The organism is Pseudomonas sp. FW507-12TSA (genome assembly GCF_058781435.1).
Genome location: NZ_JBYSWT010000012.1, coordinates 48,231 through 65,172, shown reverse-complemented (window position 1 = coordinate 65,172; position 16,942 = coordinate 48,231). Strand labels below are relative to the sequence as shown.

Genomic DNA, 16,942 nt, shown 5'->3' with positions numbered 1-16,942 from the left:
TATTTTTCTAGCAGGAATAAAAACGCCCGGCGCGGCCGGGCGTCAGAAGGTCAGGCCGGGCGTCAGATGCGTTTTGCCTGGGCCGCGGCGTTGCCGATGTAGCCGGCCGGGGTGAGCTGCTTCAGCTCGGCCTTGGCGGCCGCTGGCATGTCCAGCCCGTCGATGAAAGTCTGCAGCGCTTCTGGGCTGATGCCCTTGCCGCGTGTCAGTTCCTTGAGTTTTTCGTACGGGTTTTCGATGTTGTAGCGACGCATCACGGTCTGGATCGGCTCGGCCAGTACTTCCCAGCAGGCGTCCAGGTCGTCGGCGATCTTCTGGGCGTTGAGCTCCAGCTTGCCGATGCCCTTGAGGCTGGCTTCGTAGGCGATCACGCTGTGGGCGAAGCCGACGCCCAGATTGCGCAGCACGGTGGAGTCGGTCAGGTCGCGCTGCCAGCGGGAAATCGGCAGTTTGCTGGCCAGGTGCTGGAACAGTGCGTTGGCGATGCCCAGATTGCCTTCGGAGTTCTCGAAGTCGATCGGGTTGACCTTGTGCGGCATGGTCGAGGAGCCGATTTCGCCGGCAATGGTCTTCTGCTTGAAGTAGCCCAGGGAAATGTAGCCCCAGATATCCCGGTCGAAGTCGATCAGGATGGTGTTGAAGCGGGCGATGGCGTCGAACAGCTCGGCGATGTAGTCATGCGGCTCGATCTGCGTGGTGTAGGGGTTGAAGGCCAGGCCCAGCTCATCTTCGATGAAGGCGCGGGCGTTGGCTTCCCAGTCGATGTCCGAGTAGGCCGACAGGTGGGCGTTGTAGTTGCCCACGGCGCCGTTGATCTTGCCCAGCAGCGGTACGGCGGCAACCTGGACGACCTGGCGCTCCAGGCGGTACACCACGTTGGCCAGCTCCTTGCCCAGGGTGGTCGGGGAGGCTGGCTGGCCGTGGGTGCGCGAGAGCATCGGCACGTCGGCGAAGCGGTGGGCCAGTTCGCGGATCGACTCGGCGATCTGGCGCATCAGTGGCAGCAGCACGCTGTCGCGGCCTTCGCGCAGCATCAGGGCGTGGGACAGGTTGTTGATGTCCTCGCTGGTGCAGGCGAAGTGGATGAATTCGCTGACCTTGGCCAGCTCAGGGAGCTTGGCGGCTTGCTCCTTGAGCAGGTATTCGATGGCCTTGACGTCGTGGTTGGTGGTGCGCTCGATTTCCTTGACTCGCTCGGCGTGCTCGAGGGCGAAGTCGTCGGCCAGGCTGTTGAGCAGGGCGTTGGCGTCGGCGGAGAAGGCCGGCACTTCAGCGATTTGCGGGTGGGCGGCCAGGCGCTGGAGCCAGCGCACCTCGACCAGGGCGCGGAAACGGATCAGGCCGTATTCGCTGAAAATGGGCCGCAGGGCCTGGGTTTTGCCGGCGTAGCGGCCGTCAACAGGGGAAACCGCAGTGAGCGAAGAGAGCTGCATGGGGTGTTCTCGGACAGTCGGGCAACGAAATGGGGCGCGTATCATACATGAAAATATCCGCCGGTCCGTTGCCAACTGACCAGCGTCTTACGCGCAGCTCTTGAAAAAAACGCTTGGGCGAGCGCAGCTCAGTGGCTGCGCATCAGGGGGTAGAGTTCTTTGAGCAGTTTGCGCCGGCTCAGTACCAGCTGCCAGCGATGGCCGCCCAACTGCCGCCACAGGCGTGCCGAGCGGATACCGGCCAGGAGCAGGGCGCGGATCTTCGAGGCGTTGCTCGGCTGCTGCAGGTTGCGCATGTCGCCATGGACCTGGATGCGCTGGCGCAGGGTGCTCAGGGTGTCCTGGTACAGCCCGCCGCAAGCGGCGATCACGTTTTCATGGGCTGGGCCGAAGTGCTCCACCTGGGACTGGATCTGCGGCAGGCGCTTGCCGATGGTATCGAGCATGTCGCCACGCTTGGCCAACTGGCGTTCCAGGCCGAGCATCGACAGGGCGTAGCGCAACGGCTCGCGTTGCAGCGAGCTGGGGTCGCGCTCCAGGGCACCGATCAGGGCTCGGTAGCCTTCACGCAGGTTCAGATCGTCGCCGCCATAGACTTCCAGGGTGTCCTTGGGGTCGCGGATCAGCAGGCTGCCGAGCATGCAGCTCAGGGGGGCTTCGCTGACTTGGCCGGTCTTGGCGATCCGGTCCACCAGTACCGCGGCCAGGAACACCCCGCCCAGTGCCGTCAATTGCTCCTGGATCGGGCTCATGGGCGCTGGTCCTTGCTGGTCCAGGGCTCGGCGACTTCGATGACGCCGCCGCCGAGGCAGATTTCACCGTCATAGAACACCACGGACTGGCCGGGGGTCACGGCGCGTTGCGGGTCGTCGAAGGTCGCGCGGTAGCCGTTGGCGGTCTTTTCCAGGGTGCAGGGCTGGTCGCCCTGGCGGTAGCGTACCTTGGCGGTCAGGCGCCGAGGCTGGCTGAGATCGACGGGGTTGACCCAATAGATCTCCGAGGCCAGCAGGGCACGAGAGAACAGCCAGGGGTGGTCATTGCCCTGGCCGACGATCAGCTCGTTGTGCTTCAGGTCCTTGGCCAGCACGTACCACGGCTCGTCGCCAGCATCCTTCAGGCCGCCGATGCCCAGGCCCTGGCGCTGGCCGATGGTGTGGTACATCAGGCCGTGATGGCGGCCGATGACTTCGCCCTCGGTGGTCCTGATCTCGCCGGGCTGGGCCGGCAGGTACTGCTTGAGGAAGTCGCTGAAGCGTCGTTCACCGATGAAGCAGATGCCGGTGGAGTCCTTTTTCTTGGCGGTGGCCAGGTCATGTTTCTCGGCAATGGCGCGTACTTCGGGTTTTTCCAGTTCGCCCACCGGGAACAGGGTCTTGGCGATCTGCTCGCCGCCCACTGCATGCAGGAAGTAGCTCTGGTCCTTGTTCGGGTCCAGGCCCTTGAGCAATTCGGTGCGGCCGTCGATATCACGGCGACGCACATAGTGGCCGGTGGCGATCAGGTCGGCGCCGAGCATCATGGCGTAGTCCAGGAACGCCTTGAACTTGATTTCCCGGTTGCACAGGATGTCCGGGTTCGGCGTGCGGCCAGCCTTGTACTCCTCCAGGAAGTGCTCGAACACGTTGTCCCAGTACTCGGCGGCGAAGTTGGCGGTGTGCAGCTTGATGCCCAGCTTGTCGCAGACGGCCTGGGCGTCGGCCAGGTCGTCCATGGCGGTGCAGTATTCGGTTCCGTCGTCTTCCTCCCAGTTCTTCATGAACAGGCCTTCCACCTGGTAACCCTGCTCCATCAGCAGGAGGGCGGAAACGGAAGAATCCACGCCGCCGGACATGCCGACAATGACGCGCTTCTTTTGGGTGTCAGAAGGGGCTGGATCACGCATAGGAATTCAACGGGTGTCTGGAAAAAGGACGGGATTCTAACAGGCTGACGCCTGCAAGGGGGAAACTGCGATCAAAGCGACGGACGGATCAGTGCCAGGCTGTGGGGTTGGCCAGCCAGGTAATCGTCCAGGCACTGCAGGACCAGCTCGCTGCGCCACTGAGGGCGCTGCTCCAGCAATTGCTCGCGGGTCAGCCAGCGTGGGCCGATGATGCCGTGGTCCAGTGGGTAGTCGGGATGGTGGCGCAGCGGCCTGGCGGCGAAGCACACGCGCTGGTAGGTCACGCCGTTGCTGGGGGCGGTGTAGAGGTAGATGCCCACTACGCCGGTCAATTCCACGTCCCAGCCGGTTTCTTCAAGGGTTTCGCGCACGGCTGCCTGCAGCAGGCTTTCATTCGCGTCCAGGTGCCCGGCGGGCTGGTTGAGGACCGCCTGTTCGCCCTGGAACTCCTCGACGAACAGGAAGCGTCCCTGGTCCTCGACGATAGTGGCGACGGTGATATGGGGTTGCCATTCCATGGGTAGGGCTCTGTCTTGAGTGGGGTGATCATCATAAAACGAACACCCGTGCCTGTAGGAGCGAAGCTTGCTCGCGATGAAGGTCGCGCGTTGCGCCTGGCCCATCGCGGCCCCTTGTCGCGAGCAAGTTTCGCTCCTGGAAGAATGGTGTTGTACAGAAAGCACAAACCCCGGCACGGGGCCGGGGTTTGCGTTACAGCGGTATGGCTTAAGCCAGCGCAGCGATAGCCGCGTTGAGGGTAGCGCTCGGGCGCATGGCCTTGCTCACCAGCTCAGGGTTGGCTGCGTAGTAGCCGCCGATGTCCACTGGCTTGCCTTGTACGCCGTTGAGCTCGGCGACGATGGTCGCTTCGTTCTCGGTCAGGGCCTTGGCCAGGGGAGCGAACTGCGCTTGCAGTGCTGCGTCCTCGGTCTGGGCTGCCAGGGCCTGGGCCCAGTACAGCGCCAGGTAGAAGTGGCTGCCGCGGTTGTCGATGTTGCCGACTTTGCGCGATGGCGACTTGTTGTTGTCCAGGAACTGGCCGGTGGCCTGGTCCAGGGTCTTGGCCAGGACCAGGGCCTTGGCGTTGTCGTAGGTGTTGCCCAGGTGTTCCAGGGAGGCGGCCAGGGCCAGGAACTCACCCAGGGAGTCCCAGCGCAGGAAGTTCTCTTCCAGCAGCTGTTGCACGTGCTTCGGAGCGGAACCGCCGGCACCGGTCTCGAACAGGCCGCCACCGTTCATCAGCGGCACGATCGACAGCATCTTGGCGCTGGTGCCCAGTTCCATGATCGGGAACAGGTCGGTCAGGTAGTCACGCAGTACGTTACCGGTCACCGAGATGGTGTCCTTGCCGTCGCGGGTGCGGGCCAGGGTGAATTTCATGGCTTCGACCGGCGACATGATGCGGATGTCCAGGTCGCTAGTGTCGTGGTCCTTCAGGTAGGTCTGGACCTTCTCGATCATCACGCCGTCGTGGGCGCGCATCGGGTCGAGCCAGAAGATCGCCGGGGTGCTGCTGGCACGGGCGCGGTTGACGGCCAGCTTGACCCAGTCCTGGATCGGCGCGTCCTTGGTCTGGCACATGCGGAAGATATCGCCGGCCTCGACTTTCTGTTCCAGCAGCAGGTTGCCCTTGCTGTCGGTAACGCGTACCACGCCGTCGGCCTTGATCTGGAAGGTCTTGTCGTGGGAGCCGTACTCTTCGGCTTTTTTCGCCATCAGGCCAACGTTCGGCACGCTGCCCATGGTGGTCGGATCGAAGGCGCCATTGGCCTTGCAGTCTTCAATCACGGCCTGGTAGATGGTGGCGTAGCAACGATCCGGAATCACCGCCTTGGTGTCGTGCAGCTGGCCGTCGGTGCCCCACATCTTGCCGGAGTCACGGATCATGGCCGGCATCGAGGCGTCGACGATCACGTCGCTCGGCACGTGCAGGTTGGTGATGCCCTTGTCGGAGTTGACCATGGCCAGGGCAGGGCGAGCGGCGTAGACGGCCTGGATGTCAGCCTCGATCGCAGCTTGCTGCTCGGCTGGCAGGGCCTTGATGCGGGCGTACAGGTCGCCGATGCCGTTGTTCAGGTTGAAGCCGATTTCCTGCAGCACCTGGGCATGCTTGGCCAGGGCGTCCTGGTAGAACTCGGCAACGATCTGGCCGAACATGATCGGGTCGGAGACCTTCATCATGGTGGCTTTCAGGTGGACCGACAGCAGTACGCCCTGTGCCTTGGCGTCTTCGATTTCGGCGGCGATGAAGGCGCGCAGGGCCTTCTTGCTCATTACGGCGCAGTCGAGGATCTCACCGGCTTGTACGCTGGTCTTTTCCTTCAGGACGGTGGCGGTGCCGTCCTGGGTGATCAACTCGATCTTGACGCTATCTGCGGCTTCGATCAGTGCGGCCTTCTCGCTGCCGTAGAAGTCGCCGCTGCTCATGTGGGCCACGTGGGACTTGGAGTCCTGGGCCCAGCTGCCCATCTTGTGCGGGTGCTTGCGTGCGTAGTTCTTGACCGACAGCGGAGCGCGGCGGTCGGAGTTGCCTTCACGCAGGACCGGGTTCACGGCGCTGCCCTTGACCTTGTCGTAACGGGCCTTGGCGTCTTTCTCGGCGTCGGTGGTGGCGTTTTCCGGGTAGTCCGGCAGGGCGTAGCCCTGGGCTTGCAGCTCCTTGATCGCGGCCTGCAGCTGCGGTACCGAGGCGCTGATGTTCGGCAGCTTGATGATGTTGGCTTGCGGGGTGACCGCCAGCTCGCCCAGTTCGGCGAGGTGGTCCGGCACGGCTTTGCTGCCCAACTGCTCGGGGAAGCTGGCGAGGATGCGCCCGGCCAGGGAGATGTCGCGGGTTTCCACGGCGATATCAGCCGAAGCGGTGAAGGCTTCTACGATAGGCAGCAGGGAATAGGTGGCGAGGGCGGGTGCTTCGTCGGTGAAGGTGTAGATGATCTTCGAGCGGGTGGGCATATTCGGATTAACTCTCTTCTTTGCTAAAGCGTGCGCAGAAACTCGAGGTGCGCCGGGTAAAGCGCTTTCGTTCAAAGGTCATCCATGAGCCGAATGTCGAGGTTTCTTCGCGGTGATGTTGGGTGCATCAGTCGAGCGTCAAGCGGGTGGGTTGCGGTAACAACCCGGCTTCGTGCGGCCAGTCTCGGCTAGTCTTTTTCCGGTTGCAGAGCGTTCGGCCGTCGTGACTCTGTGGTCAGCGGCGGCATTATACATAGGTGGCTAGCAAAACGCCGGTGCTTCATATGCATGGGCGCTCGTCCATTGGTCTAAAGGTCGCAGGCAAGGTGGCGGCGTAGAGTCGTCGCCAGTGCTCGAATTTGGCACTTTTCCCTTTGCTTTCAGGCTTGTAGGCCGCGAATTGCAACGCTTTCACGGCATCCGGGTGGAACATGAGGTTCCCGTCCAGATACAACTGGGTTACGCTCGAATGCAGCCAGATGTTCAATCCACACAACGGAGTTCAGCATGGGATACAAGAAGATTCAGGTTCCAGCAGTCGGCGACAAAATCACCGTCAATGCAGACCATTCTCTCAATGTTCCTAACAACCCGATTATCCCTTTCATCGAAGGCGACGGTATTGGTGTTGATATCAGCCCGGTCATGATCAAGGTTGTCGATGCTGCAGTGAAAAAAGCCTACGGCGGCGAACGCAAGATTTCCTGGATGGAAGTGTATGCCGGGGAAAAAGCGACTCAAGTGTACGACCAGGACACCTGGCTTCCCCAGGAAACCCTGGACGCGGTGAAGGATTACGTGGTTTCCATCAAGGGTCCGCTGACCACTCCGGTCGGTGGCGGCATCCGCTCCCTGAACGTGGCGCTGCGCCAGCAACTGGACCTGTATGTGTGCCTGCGTCCGGTGCGCTGGTTCGAAGGCGTGCCCAGCCCGGTGAAGAAGCCTGGCGATGTGGACATGACCATCTTCCGCGAGAACTCCGAGGACATCTACGCCGGTATCGAGTGGAAAGCCGGTTCGGCAGAAGCCACCAAGGTGATCAAGTTCCTCAAAGAGGAAATGGGCGTCACCAAGATCCGTTTCGATGAAAACTGCGGCATCGGCGTCAAGCCGGTCTCCCTGCAGGGCACCAAGCGACTGGCGCGCAAGGCGCTGCAATACGTGGTGGATAACGATCGTGACTCGCTGACCATCGTGCACAAGGGCAACATCATGAAGTTCACCGAAGGTGCCTTCAAGGAGTGGGCCTATGAAGTGGCGGCCGAGGAGTTCGGCGCGACCCTGCTGGACGGTGGCCCGTGGATGCAGTTCAAGAACCCGAAAACCGGCAAGAACGTCATCGTCAAGGATGCCATCGCCGACGCCATGCTCCAGCAGATCCTGCTGCGCCCGGCCGAATACGATGTGATCGCCACCCTCAACCTCAACGGTGACTACCTGTCCGACGCCCTGGCGGCGGAAGTCGGTGGCATCGGTATCGCTCCAGGCGCCAACCTGTCGGACACCGTGGCCATGTTCGAAGCCACCCACGGTACTGCGCCCAAATATGCCGGCAAGGACCAGGTCAACCCGGGCTCGCTGATCCTCTCGGCCGAGATGATGCTGCGCCACATGGGCTGGACCGAAGCGGCGGACCTGATCATCAAGGGCACCAACGGCGCGATCTCGGCCAAGACCGTGACCTATGACTTCGAGCGCCTGATGGACGGTGCGACCCTGCTGTCTTCCTCGGCCTTCGGTGATGCGCTGATCTCGCACATGTAAGCCACGCTGCGAGCAAAACGAACCGGCCGATTCAATCCCTTGAATCGGCCGGTTTTTTTATGACTGGATGTTGGGTAAATCAGCTCAAGGCGCTTTCGTGCTGGGCCTCGGCGGCAAGGATTTCTCCGGGCGCCTTCAAGGAGCTTATCTTGACCGCATGCAGCCCCTTGGGTCCTTGGATGATCTCGAAGCTCACGGCCTGCCCGGCTTTCAAGGTCTTGTAGCCATCCATTTCGATGGCCGAGTAGTGGGCGAAGAGATCGTCGCTCTTGCCCTCCTCATTAATAAAGCCGTAACCCTTGGCATTGTTGAACCACTTGACCTTACCGCTAGCCATACTCATATCCCTCTGCAACAGACTCCATCACTGGAGTATCATCCAGTTCATCCACCGTCAAACTTGGTAAAAAGGTTGACGCCGTGGACGTTTATTACCCAATGTGGGCCCTATTGGTTGTAACACCGTTTTGCCGATAGTCAAGGTGACCCGGCGGTCGGAGTTGAATTCCCCCCAGGGCGCCCCCACCACTGTATTTGCACAACTGACGAACCTTCTTTCCATGCATGCAATCAGCCAGATTCGACTAACATTCAATCAGGATCGCCCGGACTTGCACGACGACGATTCCGCTGGCTTGGCGGTACAGGAGGCCAAGCCTGCGCTTCAGGCGCCGCCGATGTACAAGGTGGTTTTGTTCAACGATGACTACACCCCGATGGATTTCGTCGTCGAAGTGCTCGAGATGTTTTTTAACCTGAATCGCGAGCTGGCGACCAAGGTCATGCTGGCCGTCCATACCGAAGGACGGGCAGTGTGTGGATTGTTTACCCGCGACATCGCCGAGACCAAGGCCATGCAGGTCAACCAGTACGCCAGGGAAAGCCAGCATCCGCTACTCTGTGAAATCGAGAAGGACGGTTAACGCCGACCACTTGGGTATGAGGTGAAGCTATGTTAAACCGCGAGCTCGAAGTCACCCTCAATCTCGCCTTCAAGGAGGCCCGTTCGAAGCGTCATGAGTTCATGACCGTCGAGCACCTCCTGTTGGCTCTATTGGATAATGAGGCCGCTGCCACTGTTCTCCGTGCCTGCGGAGCGAACCTCGACAAGCTCAAGCATGACCTGCAGGAGTTCATCGACTCCACTACGCCATTGATTCCTGTACACGATGAAGATCGCGAGACTCAGCCAACCCTGGGTTTCCAGCGGGTGCTGCAGCGCGCGGTATTTCATGTGCAGAGTTCGGGCAAGCGTGAAGTTACCGGTGCCAACGTACTGGTAGCGATCTTCAGCGAGCAGGAGAGCCAGGCAGTGTTCCTGCTCAAGCAGCAGAGCGTTGCCCGCATCGACGTGGTCAACTATATCGCCCATGGCATCTCCAAGGTGCCCGGGCATGGCGACCATTCCGAGGGTGAGCAGGAAATGCAGGACGAGGAGGGTGGGGAGCCGTCTTCTTCGGGCAATCCTCTGGATGCCTATGCCAGCAATCTCAATGAACTGGCCCGTCAGGGGCGCATCGACCCGTTGGTTGGGCGTGAGCATGAGGTCGAGCGCGTGGCGCAGATCCTGGCTCGCCGGCGCAAGAACAACCCGCTGCTGGTGGGCGAGGCAGGGGTGGGCAAGACCGCGATTGCCGAAGGCCTGGCCAAGCGTATCGTCGACAATCAGGTGCCAGACCTGCTGATCAACAGCGTGGTGTATTCCCTGGATCTGGGCGCCCTGCTAGCGGGTACCAAGTACCGTGGCGACTTCGAGAAGCGCTTCAAGGCGCTTCTGGGCGAGCTGAAGAAGCGTCCGCAGGCGATCCTGTTCATCGACGAGATCCATACCATCATCGGTGCCGGTGCGGCGTCCGGTGGGGTGATGGACGCCTCCAACCTGCTCAAGCCGCTGCTTTCTTCCGGTGACATCCGTTGCATCGGCTCGACCACTTTCCAGGAATTCCGTGGGATTTTCGAGAAAGATCGGGCCCTGGCCCGGCGCTTCCAGAAGGTCGACGTCACCGAGCCTTCGGTCGAGGACACCATCGGTATCCTGCGCGGGCTCAAGGCGCGCTTCGAGCAGCACCACGGCATCGAATACAGCGACGAAGCCTTGCGTGCCGCGGCGGAATTGGCCTCGCGCTATATCAATGACCGGCATATGCCTGACAAGGCCATCGACGTCATCGACGAAGCGGGCGCCTTCCAGCGCCTGCAGCCGGCCGAGAAACGCGTCAAGCGCATCGAAGTGGCGCAGGTCGAAGATATCGTGGCGAAGATTGCCCGTATTCCGCCGAAGCATGTCACCAGTTCCGACAAGGAACTGCTGCGCAACCTCGAGCGTGACCTCAAGCTGACGGTGTTCGGCCAGGATGCGGCGATCGACTCGTTGGCTACCGCCATCAAGCTGTCCCGTGCGGGCCTGAAGTCGCCGGACAAGCCGGTCGGTTCCTTTCTGTTCGCCGGCCCTACCGGTGTCGGCAAGACCGAAGCGGCGCGGCAACTGGCCAAGGCCATGGGGATCGAGCTGGTGCGCTTCGACATGTCCGAGTACATGGAGCGGCATACCGTTTCGCGCCTGATCGGTGCGCCTCCCGGTTATGTCGGTTTCGACCAGGGCGGACTGCTGACCGAGGCGATCACCAAGCAACCGCACTGCGTGCTGCTGCTCGATGAAATCGAGAAGGCCCATCCGGAAGTCTTCAACCTGCTCCTGCAGGTGATGGATCACGGAACCCTGACCGACAACAACGGGCGCAAGGCGGATTTCCGCAACGTGATCATCATCATGACCACCAACGCCGGTGCTGAAACCGCGGCGCGAGCCTCCATCGGTTTCACTCATCAGGATCACTCTTCCGATGCCATGGAAGTGATCAAGAAGAGCTTCACGCCGGAGTTCCGCAACCGCCTGGATACCATCATCCAGTTCGGTCGCTTGAGCCATGAAGTGATCAAGAGCGTGGTGGACAAGTTCCTTACCGAGCTTCAGGCGCAGTTGGAAGACAAGCGCGTGCAGCTGGAAGTGACCGATGCCGCCCGCAGTTGGCTGGCCGCCGGTGGCTACGATGTAGCCATGGGGGCGCGTCCGATGGCGCGCCTGATCCAGGACAAGATCAAGCGCCCGTTGGCCGAAGAGATCCTGTTCGGCGAGTTGTCCGACCATGGCGGTGTGGTGCACATCGACATCAAGGATGGCGAGTTGACCTTCGATTTCGAGACCACGGCGGAAATGGCCTGATAGAGCTCGTCTCGTAGAAATGCCAAAGGCACCGCAAGGTGCCTTTGTGCTATCTGGAGAATGGATGTTGAAACCTGCAGGCAGGTTTTTCAGGCGCCAACAAAAACGCCCGGCTTGGCCGGGCGTCTTGTATTGACTTGCTTAGCGAGCGCGGTAAGTGATACGCCCTTTGCTCAAGTCATAGGGCGTCAGCTCGACGCGCACCTTGTCACCGGTAAGAATACGAATGTAGTTCTTGCGCATCTTGCCGGAGATGTGCGCGGTTACGACGTGCCCATTTTCCAACTCCACGCGAAACATGGTGTTGGGCAGGGTGTCGACGACAGTGCCTTCCATTTCGAAGCTGTCTTCTTTCGACATGCAGTAAAGCCCTCGGTGTCCAGTTAATGGCCCGGTGCAACTGCGCCAGGCAAAAGCGGCGTGCATTGTGCCCGAAAAGTGGGGTTCAAGCCAAGACCTTCTAGTTCAGGAGCACCCAGCGCTGGTTGATCAGAAGCTCGATGGGGCGGTATTGAGTCTTGTAATTCATCTTTTTGCAGTTCTTGATCCAATAGCCGAGATAGACCGCGTCAAGGCCCAGGCGCAGGCTTTCGCCGATCTGCCAGAGGATCGCGTAGCGCCCGAGGCTGCGGCGTTCTTCGTCGGGTTCATAGAAGGTGTAGACCGCCGACAGGCCGTTGGGCAGCAGATCGGTGACGGCTACGGCCAGCAAGCGGCCTTCGAGGCGAAACTCATAGAAGCGCGAGAAAGGCAGGTCGCGGACCAGGAAAGTCGAGAATTGATCGCGACTGGGGGGGAACATGTCGCCATCGGCGTGGCGTTGCTCGATGTAGCGCTGGTACAGGTCGAAATATTCTTCGCTGAAACTGGGTTTGGCCGCTTGCACGGTCAGGTCGCTGTTGCGCTTGAGGATGCGTTTTTGCTGGCGATTGGGCAGGAACTGCGCTGCCGGGATGCGCGCCGGCACACAAGCGTTGCAGTTTTGGCAATGGGGCCGGTACAGATGATCACCGCTGCGGCGAAAGCCCATTTCCGACAGATCCGCATAGACATGCACATCCATGGGCTGGCTGGGATCGAGGAACAGGGTAGTGGCCTGTTCGCCGGGCAGGTAGCTGCAAGAATGGGGTTGAGTGGCATAAAACTTCAGGCGCGCCAACTCGGTCATGAGTCAACCCTCGGGATAAGCTTTGGCTCTAAGTGTAAGCCACCCCCGCCAAACCCGCCTAGGAAACCCATGTGGCGCGGCTCGGCTGGTCCAGGTGACGTTGCAGGTAATCGGAAAATTCCCTGCGGGTTATGGCACGGGCACCCAGGCTATGCAGATGGTCGGTGGGCATCTGGCAGTCGATCAGGACGAAACCCCAGTCCTTCAGTCGCTCCACCAGTGTGGCGAAGCCGAACTTCGATGCATTGTCGGCGCGGCTGAACATCGATTCGCCGAAGAACAGCTGTCCCATGGCCAGTCCGTAAAGCCCGCCCACCAGTACTCCCTGGTCCCAGACCTCCACCGAATGGGCGTGGCCACGCTGATGCAGTTGCAGGTAGGCGTTCTGCATCGCCTCGCTGATCCAGGTGCCATCGGCATAGGTCCGGGGGGCCGCGCAGGCGCTGATGACCGCGGCGAAGTCTTGGTCGAACGTGACCTGGTAGCGCTGTTGGCGCAAGAGCTTGGCCAGGCTGCGGGATACATGCAGTTCGTTCGGAAACAATACGGTGCGCGGATCCGGCGACCACCAGAGGATTGGCTGGCCCTCGGAAAACCAGGGAAAGCAGCCGTGGCGGTAGGCTTGGACCAGGCGCTCGGCCGACAGGTCGCCCCCTGCAGCCAACAGTCCGTTGGGCTCGCGCATGGCTTTTTCCAAGGGGGGGAAATCAAGATTGTTGCGTTGTAACCAGGTCAGCATGGCATCCAGACTTGCGGCAGGGGAGGGCGGTGGCAGGCCGCCAGGCGACCTGCCACAAGCCTAGGGCGAGGCCCTAGTTGTCGTCGAGGAATTTTTCCGCGTCCAGGGCAGCCATGCAACCGGCCCCGGCGGAAGTGACGGCCTGGCGGTAGACGTGGTCGGCCACATCGCCAGCGGCGAACACTCCGGGGATGTCGGTGGCGGTGACGTCGCCTTCGCTGCCGCCCTTGACCAGAAGGTAGCCGTCGCGCATCTGCAGTTGCCCCTGGAACAGGTCGGTGTTGGGCTTGTGGCCGATGGCGATGAATACTCCGGACAGCGCCAGGTCGGAGGTGGTGCCGGTCTGGCTGTCCCTCAAGCGTGCGCCCGTGACTCCGCTGGCATCGCCGAGTACTTCATCCAGATGCTGGTTCCAGTGCAGGCGGATGTTGCCATTGGCCGCTTTGTCGAACAGCTTGTCCTGGAGGATCTTCTCCGCCCGGAGCTTGTCGCGACGATGCACCAGGTGCACCTCCCGAGCGATGTTCGACAGGTACAGGGCTTCCTCTACCGCGGTGTTGCCGCCGCCGATCACCGCCACTACCTGGTTGCGATAGAAAAAACCGTCGCAGGTCGCGCAAGCCGAAACGCCCTTGCCGGAAAAGGCTTCCTCGGAGGGCAGGCCCAGGTATTGCGCCGAGGCCCCGGTGGCGATGATCAGCGCGTCGCAGCTATAGCTGCCGCTGTCGCCGACCAGGACAAAAGGCCGTTGCTGCAACTGAGCGGTGTGAATGTGGTCATAGACGATCTGAGTGTCGAAGCGCTCGGCGTGTTTCTGCATGCGTTCCATCAGCACGGGGCCGGTCAGGCCTTCGACATCGCCAGGCCAGTTGTCTACTTCCGTGGTGGTGGTCAGTTGGCCGCCGGCCTGCAGGCCGGTGATCATGGTCGGTTTGAGGTTGGCCCGGGCGGCGTAGACCGCGGCGCTGTAGCCGGCAGGGCCGGAGCCCAGGATGATCAGGCGTGAATGCTTCGCGTCGTTCATAAAAACACCTCATAAGCCTTTGTCAGCAAAGAGAATGCATGCTCCAATTGAACAGCGTATGACAGGCAGAAAACGATGCCCGGCGAGCCTTCCTGGCGTGGCATGGAGTGAACAAACCCGTACAATGTGGCGTTATGGCGGGCTTATTCGCAATTGCACTGTTTCAGAAGCAAGTGACTGAATGTTAAAAGTAGCCCCAGTTACGCCGGTCAACTTTATTTACCTGCTCGGATTGAGCAGTATTTGTAGTCAATCACCCGTTGGACGCGCCCTTGGCGCAGGAAAAGACGCGTTTTGAAGAAATCCACCGCAGCACCCAAACCCGTTGTTCCGCTCTGGCGTCAACAGTTGCACTACCGGCTCAAGGAAGGTGCGCTGATCGCCATCGGAGCCTTGTGCCTGTTCTTGATGATGGCGCTTTTGACCTATGGCAAGGACGATCCGGGTTGGAGTCATAACAGCAAGATCGAGGACGTGCAGAACTTCGGTGGTCCCGCCGGTTCCTACAGCGCCGACATGTTGTTCATGGTGCTGGGTTACTTTGCCTATATCTTCCCGCTGTTGCTGGCGATCAAGACCTACCAGATCTTCCGCCAGCGCCATGAGCCCTGGCAGTGGAGTGGCTGGTTGTTTTCCTGGCGCCTGATCGGCCTGGTGTTCCTGGTGTTGTCCGGCGCGGCGCTGGCGCATATCCATTTCCATGCCGCCACGGGCCTGCCGGCCGGTGCTGGCGGCGCCCTGGGCGAGAGCCTGGGCGACCTGGCCAAGAATGCCCTGAACATACAGGGCAGTACCCTGATGTTCATCGCCCTGTTCCTGTTCGGCCTGACGGTGTTCACCGACCTGTCCTGGTTCAAGGTCATGGACGTCACCGGCAAGATCACCCTCGATCTGTTCGAGTTGGTCCATGGCGCTGCCAATCGCTGGTGGGATGAGCGCATGGAGCGCAAGCAACTGGTGGCGCAACTGCGCGAAGTGGACGCCCGGGTCGACGAAGTCGTAGCGCCGAGCGTCGCCGACAAACGCGAGCAGGCCAAGGTCAAGGAGCGCCTGATCGAGCGTGAGCAAGCCCTGAGCAAGCACATGTCCGAGCGCGAGAAGCAGGTGCCGCCAGTGATTACGCCAGTGGCCACCAAGCCGCCGGAGCCGAGCAAGCGTGTGCAGAAGGAGAAGCAGGTACCGTTGTTCATCGACAGCGCGGTGGAAGGTACCTTGCCGCCGATCTCGATCCTCGACCCTGCGGAAAAGAAACAGCTCAACTACTCCCCCGAGTCCCTGGCGGCCGTCGGCCACTTGCTGGAGATCAAGCTCAAGGAGTTCGGGGTCGAGGTCGCGGTGGACTCCATCCACCCAGGGCCGGTGATCACCCGTTACGAAATCCAGCCAGCGGCCGGGGTCAAGGTCAGCCGGATCGCCAACCTGGCCAAGGACCTGGCCCGTTCCCTGGCCGTGACCAGCGTGCGGGTGGTGGAAGTGATTCCCGGCAAGACCACCGTGGGCATCGAGATTCCCAATGAAGACCGGCAGATAGTGCGCTTCTCCGAAGTGCTCTCGACTCCGGAATACGACAACTTCAAGTCCCCGGTGACCCTGGCCCTGGGCCACGACATCGGCGGCAAGCCGATCATCACCGACCTGGCGAAGATGCCGCACCTGCTGGTGGCCGGTACCACCGGTTCCGGCAAGTCGGTGGGGGTCAACGCGATGATCCTGTCGATCCTGTTCAAGTCCGGCCCGGAAGACGCCAAGCTGATCATGATCGACCCGAAGATGCTCGAACTGTCGATCTACGAGGGCATTCCGCACTTGCTGTGCCCGGTGGTCACCGACATGAAGGACGCGGCCAACGCCCTGCGCTGGAGCGTGGCCGAGATGGAGCGGCGCTACAAGCTCATGGCCAAGATGGGCGTGCGCAACCTCTCGGGCTTCAACGCCAAGGTCAAGGAAGCTATCGATGCCGGCACGCCGCTGGCCGACCCGCTGTACAACCGCGAGAGCATCCACGACGAAGCGCCTTTGCTGACCAAGCTGCCGACCATCGTGGTGGTGGTCGACGAATTCGCCGACATGATGATGATCGTCGGCAAGAAGGTCGAAGAGCTGATCGCCCGTATCGCCCAGAAGGCCCGGGCCGCCGGTATCCACCTGATCCTGGCGACCCAGCGGCCGTCGGTGGACGTGATCACCGGCCTGATCAAGGCCAACATCCCGACCCGCATGGCGTTCCAGGTATCGAGCAAGATCGACTCGCGGACCATCATCGACCAGGGTGGCGCCGAGCAACTGCTGGGCCACGGTGACATGCTCTACATGCCGCCCGGTACCAGCCTGCCGATCCGGGTCCATGGCGCCTTCGTATCCGACGATGAAGTGCATCGCGTGGTGGAGGCCTGGAAGCTGCGCGGCGCGCCCGAATACAACGACGACATCCTCAATGGCGTCGAAGAGGCCGGTAGCGGCTTCGAAGGCAGCAGCGGCGGTGGCGAGGGCGATGATCCGGAAGCCGACGCGCTCTACGACGAAGCGGTGCAGTTCGTGCTGGAAAGCCGCCGGGCCTCGATTTCCGCGGTCCAACGCAAGCTGAAGATTGGCTACAACCGCGCTGCCCGGATGATCGAGGCCATGGAAATGGCCGGGGTGGTGACGGCGATGAACACCAACGGTTCCCGCGAAGTCCTGGCTCCCGGCCCTTCGCGCGACTGATCGCGGTTTCGATATCAGCGGCGTGAGGCCACGCCGCTCCATCTACCTGAATGA

General features: G+C 61.3%; 14 protein-coding genes. 4 read left to right on the top strand and 10 right to left on the bottom strand.

Going from position 1 to position 16,942, the window contains the following annotated elements:
- Positions 1-62 precede the first annotated feature (62 nt).
- The 5 genes from purB to AC3WK8_RS13500 form a co-directional block, all read right to left on the bottom strand.
- A complete protein-coding gene (gene purB, locus AC3WK8_RS13520) occupies positions 63-1,433 on the bottom strand; it encodes an adenylosuccinate lyase (RefSeq protein WP_103325609.1) in 1,371 nt (456 codons plus the stop codon).
- Positions 1,434-1,561: 128 nt separating this feature from the next.
- A complete protein-coding gene (gene hflD / locus AC3WK8_RS13515) occupies positions 1,562-2,185 on the bottom strand; it encodes a high frequency lysogenization protein HflD (RefSeq protein ID WP_103325608.1) in 624 nt (207 codons plus the stop codon).
- On the bottom strand, positions 2,182-3,315 hold the full coding sequence (gene mnmA / locus AC3WK8_RS13510; protein WP_103325607.1) for a tRNA 2-thiouridine(34) synthase MnmA: 1,134 nt from the start codon (positions 3,313-3,315) through the stop codon (positions 2,182-2,184). The genes hflD and mnmA overlap by 4 nt, the downstream gene beginning before the upstream one ends.
- A 71-nt stretch (positions 3,316-3,386) precedes the next feature.
- On the bottom strand, positions 3,387-3,833 hold the full coding sequence (locus AC3WK8_RS13505) for an NUDIX hydrolase (RefSeq protein ID WP_022639637.1): 447 nt from the start codon (positions 3,831-3,833) through the stop codon (positions 3,387-3,389).
- A 208-nt stretch (positions 3,834-4,041) separates the two neighbouring features.
- The gene (locus AC3WK8_RS13500; RefSeq protein ID WP_085598543.1) at positions 4,042-6,267 is read right to left on the bottom strand and encodes an NADP-dependent isocitrate dehydrogenase; all 2,226 of its coding nucleotides are present in this window, start codon (positions 6,265-6,267) and stop codon (positions 4,042-4,044) included.
- A 507-nt stretch (positions 6,268-6,774) separates the two neighbouring features.
- Between AC3WK8_RS13500 and icd the strand changes: the two genes are divergently transcribed.
- Entirely contained in the window at positions 6,775-8,031 is a 1,257-nt protein-coding gene (gene icd / locus AC3WK8_RS13495) for an NADP-dependent isocitrate dehydrogenase (protein ID WP_011062175.1), read from the top strand.
- A 79-nt stretch (positions 8,032-8,110) separates the two neighbouring features.
- On the opposite strand, the gene cspD is transcribed toward icd, so the two are convergent.
- Positions 8,111-8,368 (bottom strand): cold shock domain-containing protein CspD, encoded by a 258-nt coding sequence (gene cspD, locus AC3WK8_RS13490; RefSeq protein ID WP_031320140.1) that lies wholly within the window; start codon positions 8,366-8,368, stop codon positions 8,111-8,113.
- A gap of 223 nt (positions 8,369-8,591) precedes the next feature.
- Here cspD and clpS point away from each other — a divergent pair, with 223 nt between their 5' ends.
- The gene (gene clpS, locus AC3WK8_RS13485) at positions 8,592-8,954 is read left to right on the top strand and encodes an ATP-dependent Clp protease adapter ClpS (RefSeq protein ID WP_011062173.1); all 363 of its coding nucleotides are present in this window, start codon (positions 8,592-8,594) and stop codon (positions 8,952-8,954) included.
- A 29-nt stretch (positions 8,955-8,983) separates the two neighbouring features.
- Entirely contained in the window at positions 8,984-11,254 is a 2,271-nt protein-coding gene (clpA, locus tag AC3WK8_RS13480) for an ATP-dependent Clp protease ATP-binding subunit ClpA (protein WP_053136619.1), read from the top strand.
- 141 nt (positions 11,255-11,395) lie between these two features.
- Here clpA and infA read toward each other — a convergent pair whose 3' ends face one another.
- The 4 genes from infA to trxB all read right to left on the bottom strand — a co-directional run bounded on the left by infA (position 11,396) and on the right by trxB (position 14,185).
- Positions 11,396-11,614, bottom strand: a complete 219-nt coding sequence (gene infA, locus AC3WK8_RS13475; RefSeq protein ID WP_002553999.1) for a translation initiation factor IF-1 — start codon at positions 11,612-11,614, stop codon at positions 11,396-11,398.
- A gap of 100 nt (positions 11,615-11,714) precedes the next feature.
- On the bottom strand, positions 11,715-12,422 hold the full coding sequence (locus tag AC3WK8_RS13470; RefSeq protein WP_085598545.1) for an arginyltransferase: 708 nt from the start codon (positions 12,420-12,422) through the stop codon (positions 11,715-11,717).
- Between the two features lie 58 nt (positions 12,423-12,480).
- Positions 12,481-13,161, bottom strand: a complete 681-nt coding sequence (aat, locus tag AC3WK8_RS13465) for a leucyl/phenylalanyl-tRNA--protein transferase (RefSeq protein ID WP_031320138.1) — start codon at positions 13,159-13,161, stop codon at positions 12,481-12,483.
- 73 nt (positions 13,162-13,234) lie between these two features.
- Positions 13,235-14,185, bottom strand: a complete 951-nt coding sequence (gene trxB, locus AC3WK8_RS13460; RefSeq protein ID WP_103325606.1) for a thioredoxin-disulfide reductase — start codon at positions 14,183-14,185, stop codon at positions 13,235-13,237.
- A 294-nt stretch (positions 14,186-14,479) separates the two neighbouring features.
- Here trxB and AC3WK8_RS13455 point away from each other — a divergent pair, with 294 nt between their 5' ends.
- A complete protein-coding gene (locus AC3WK8_RS13455) occupies positions 14,480-16,888 on the top strand; it encodes a DNA translocase FtsK (protein WP_103325605.1) in 2,409 nt (802 codons plus the stop codon).
- Positions 16,889-16,942: the final 54 nt, after the last annotated feature.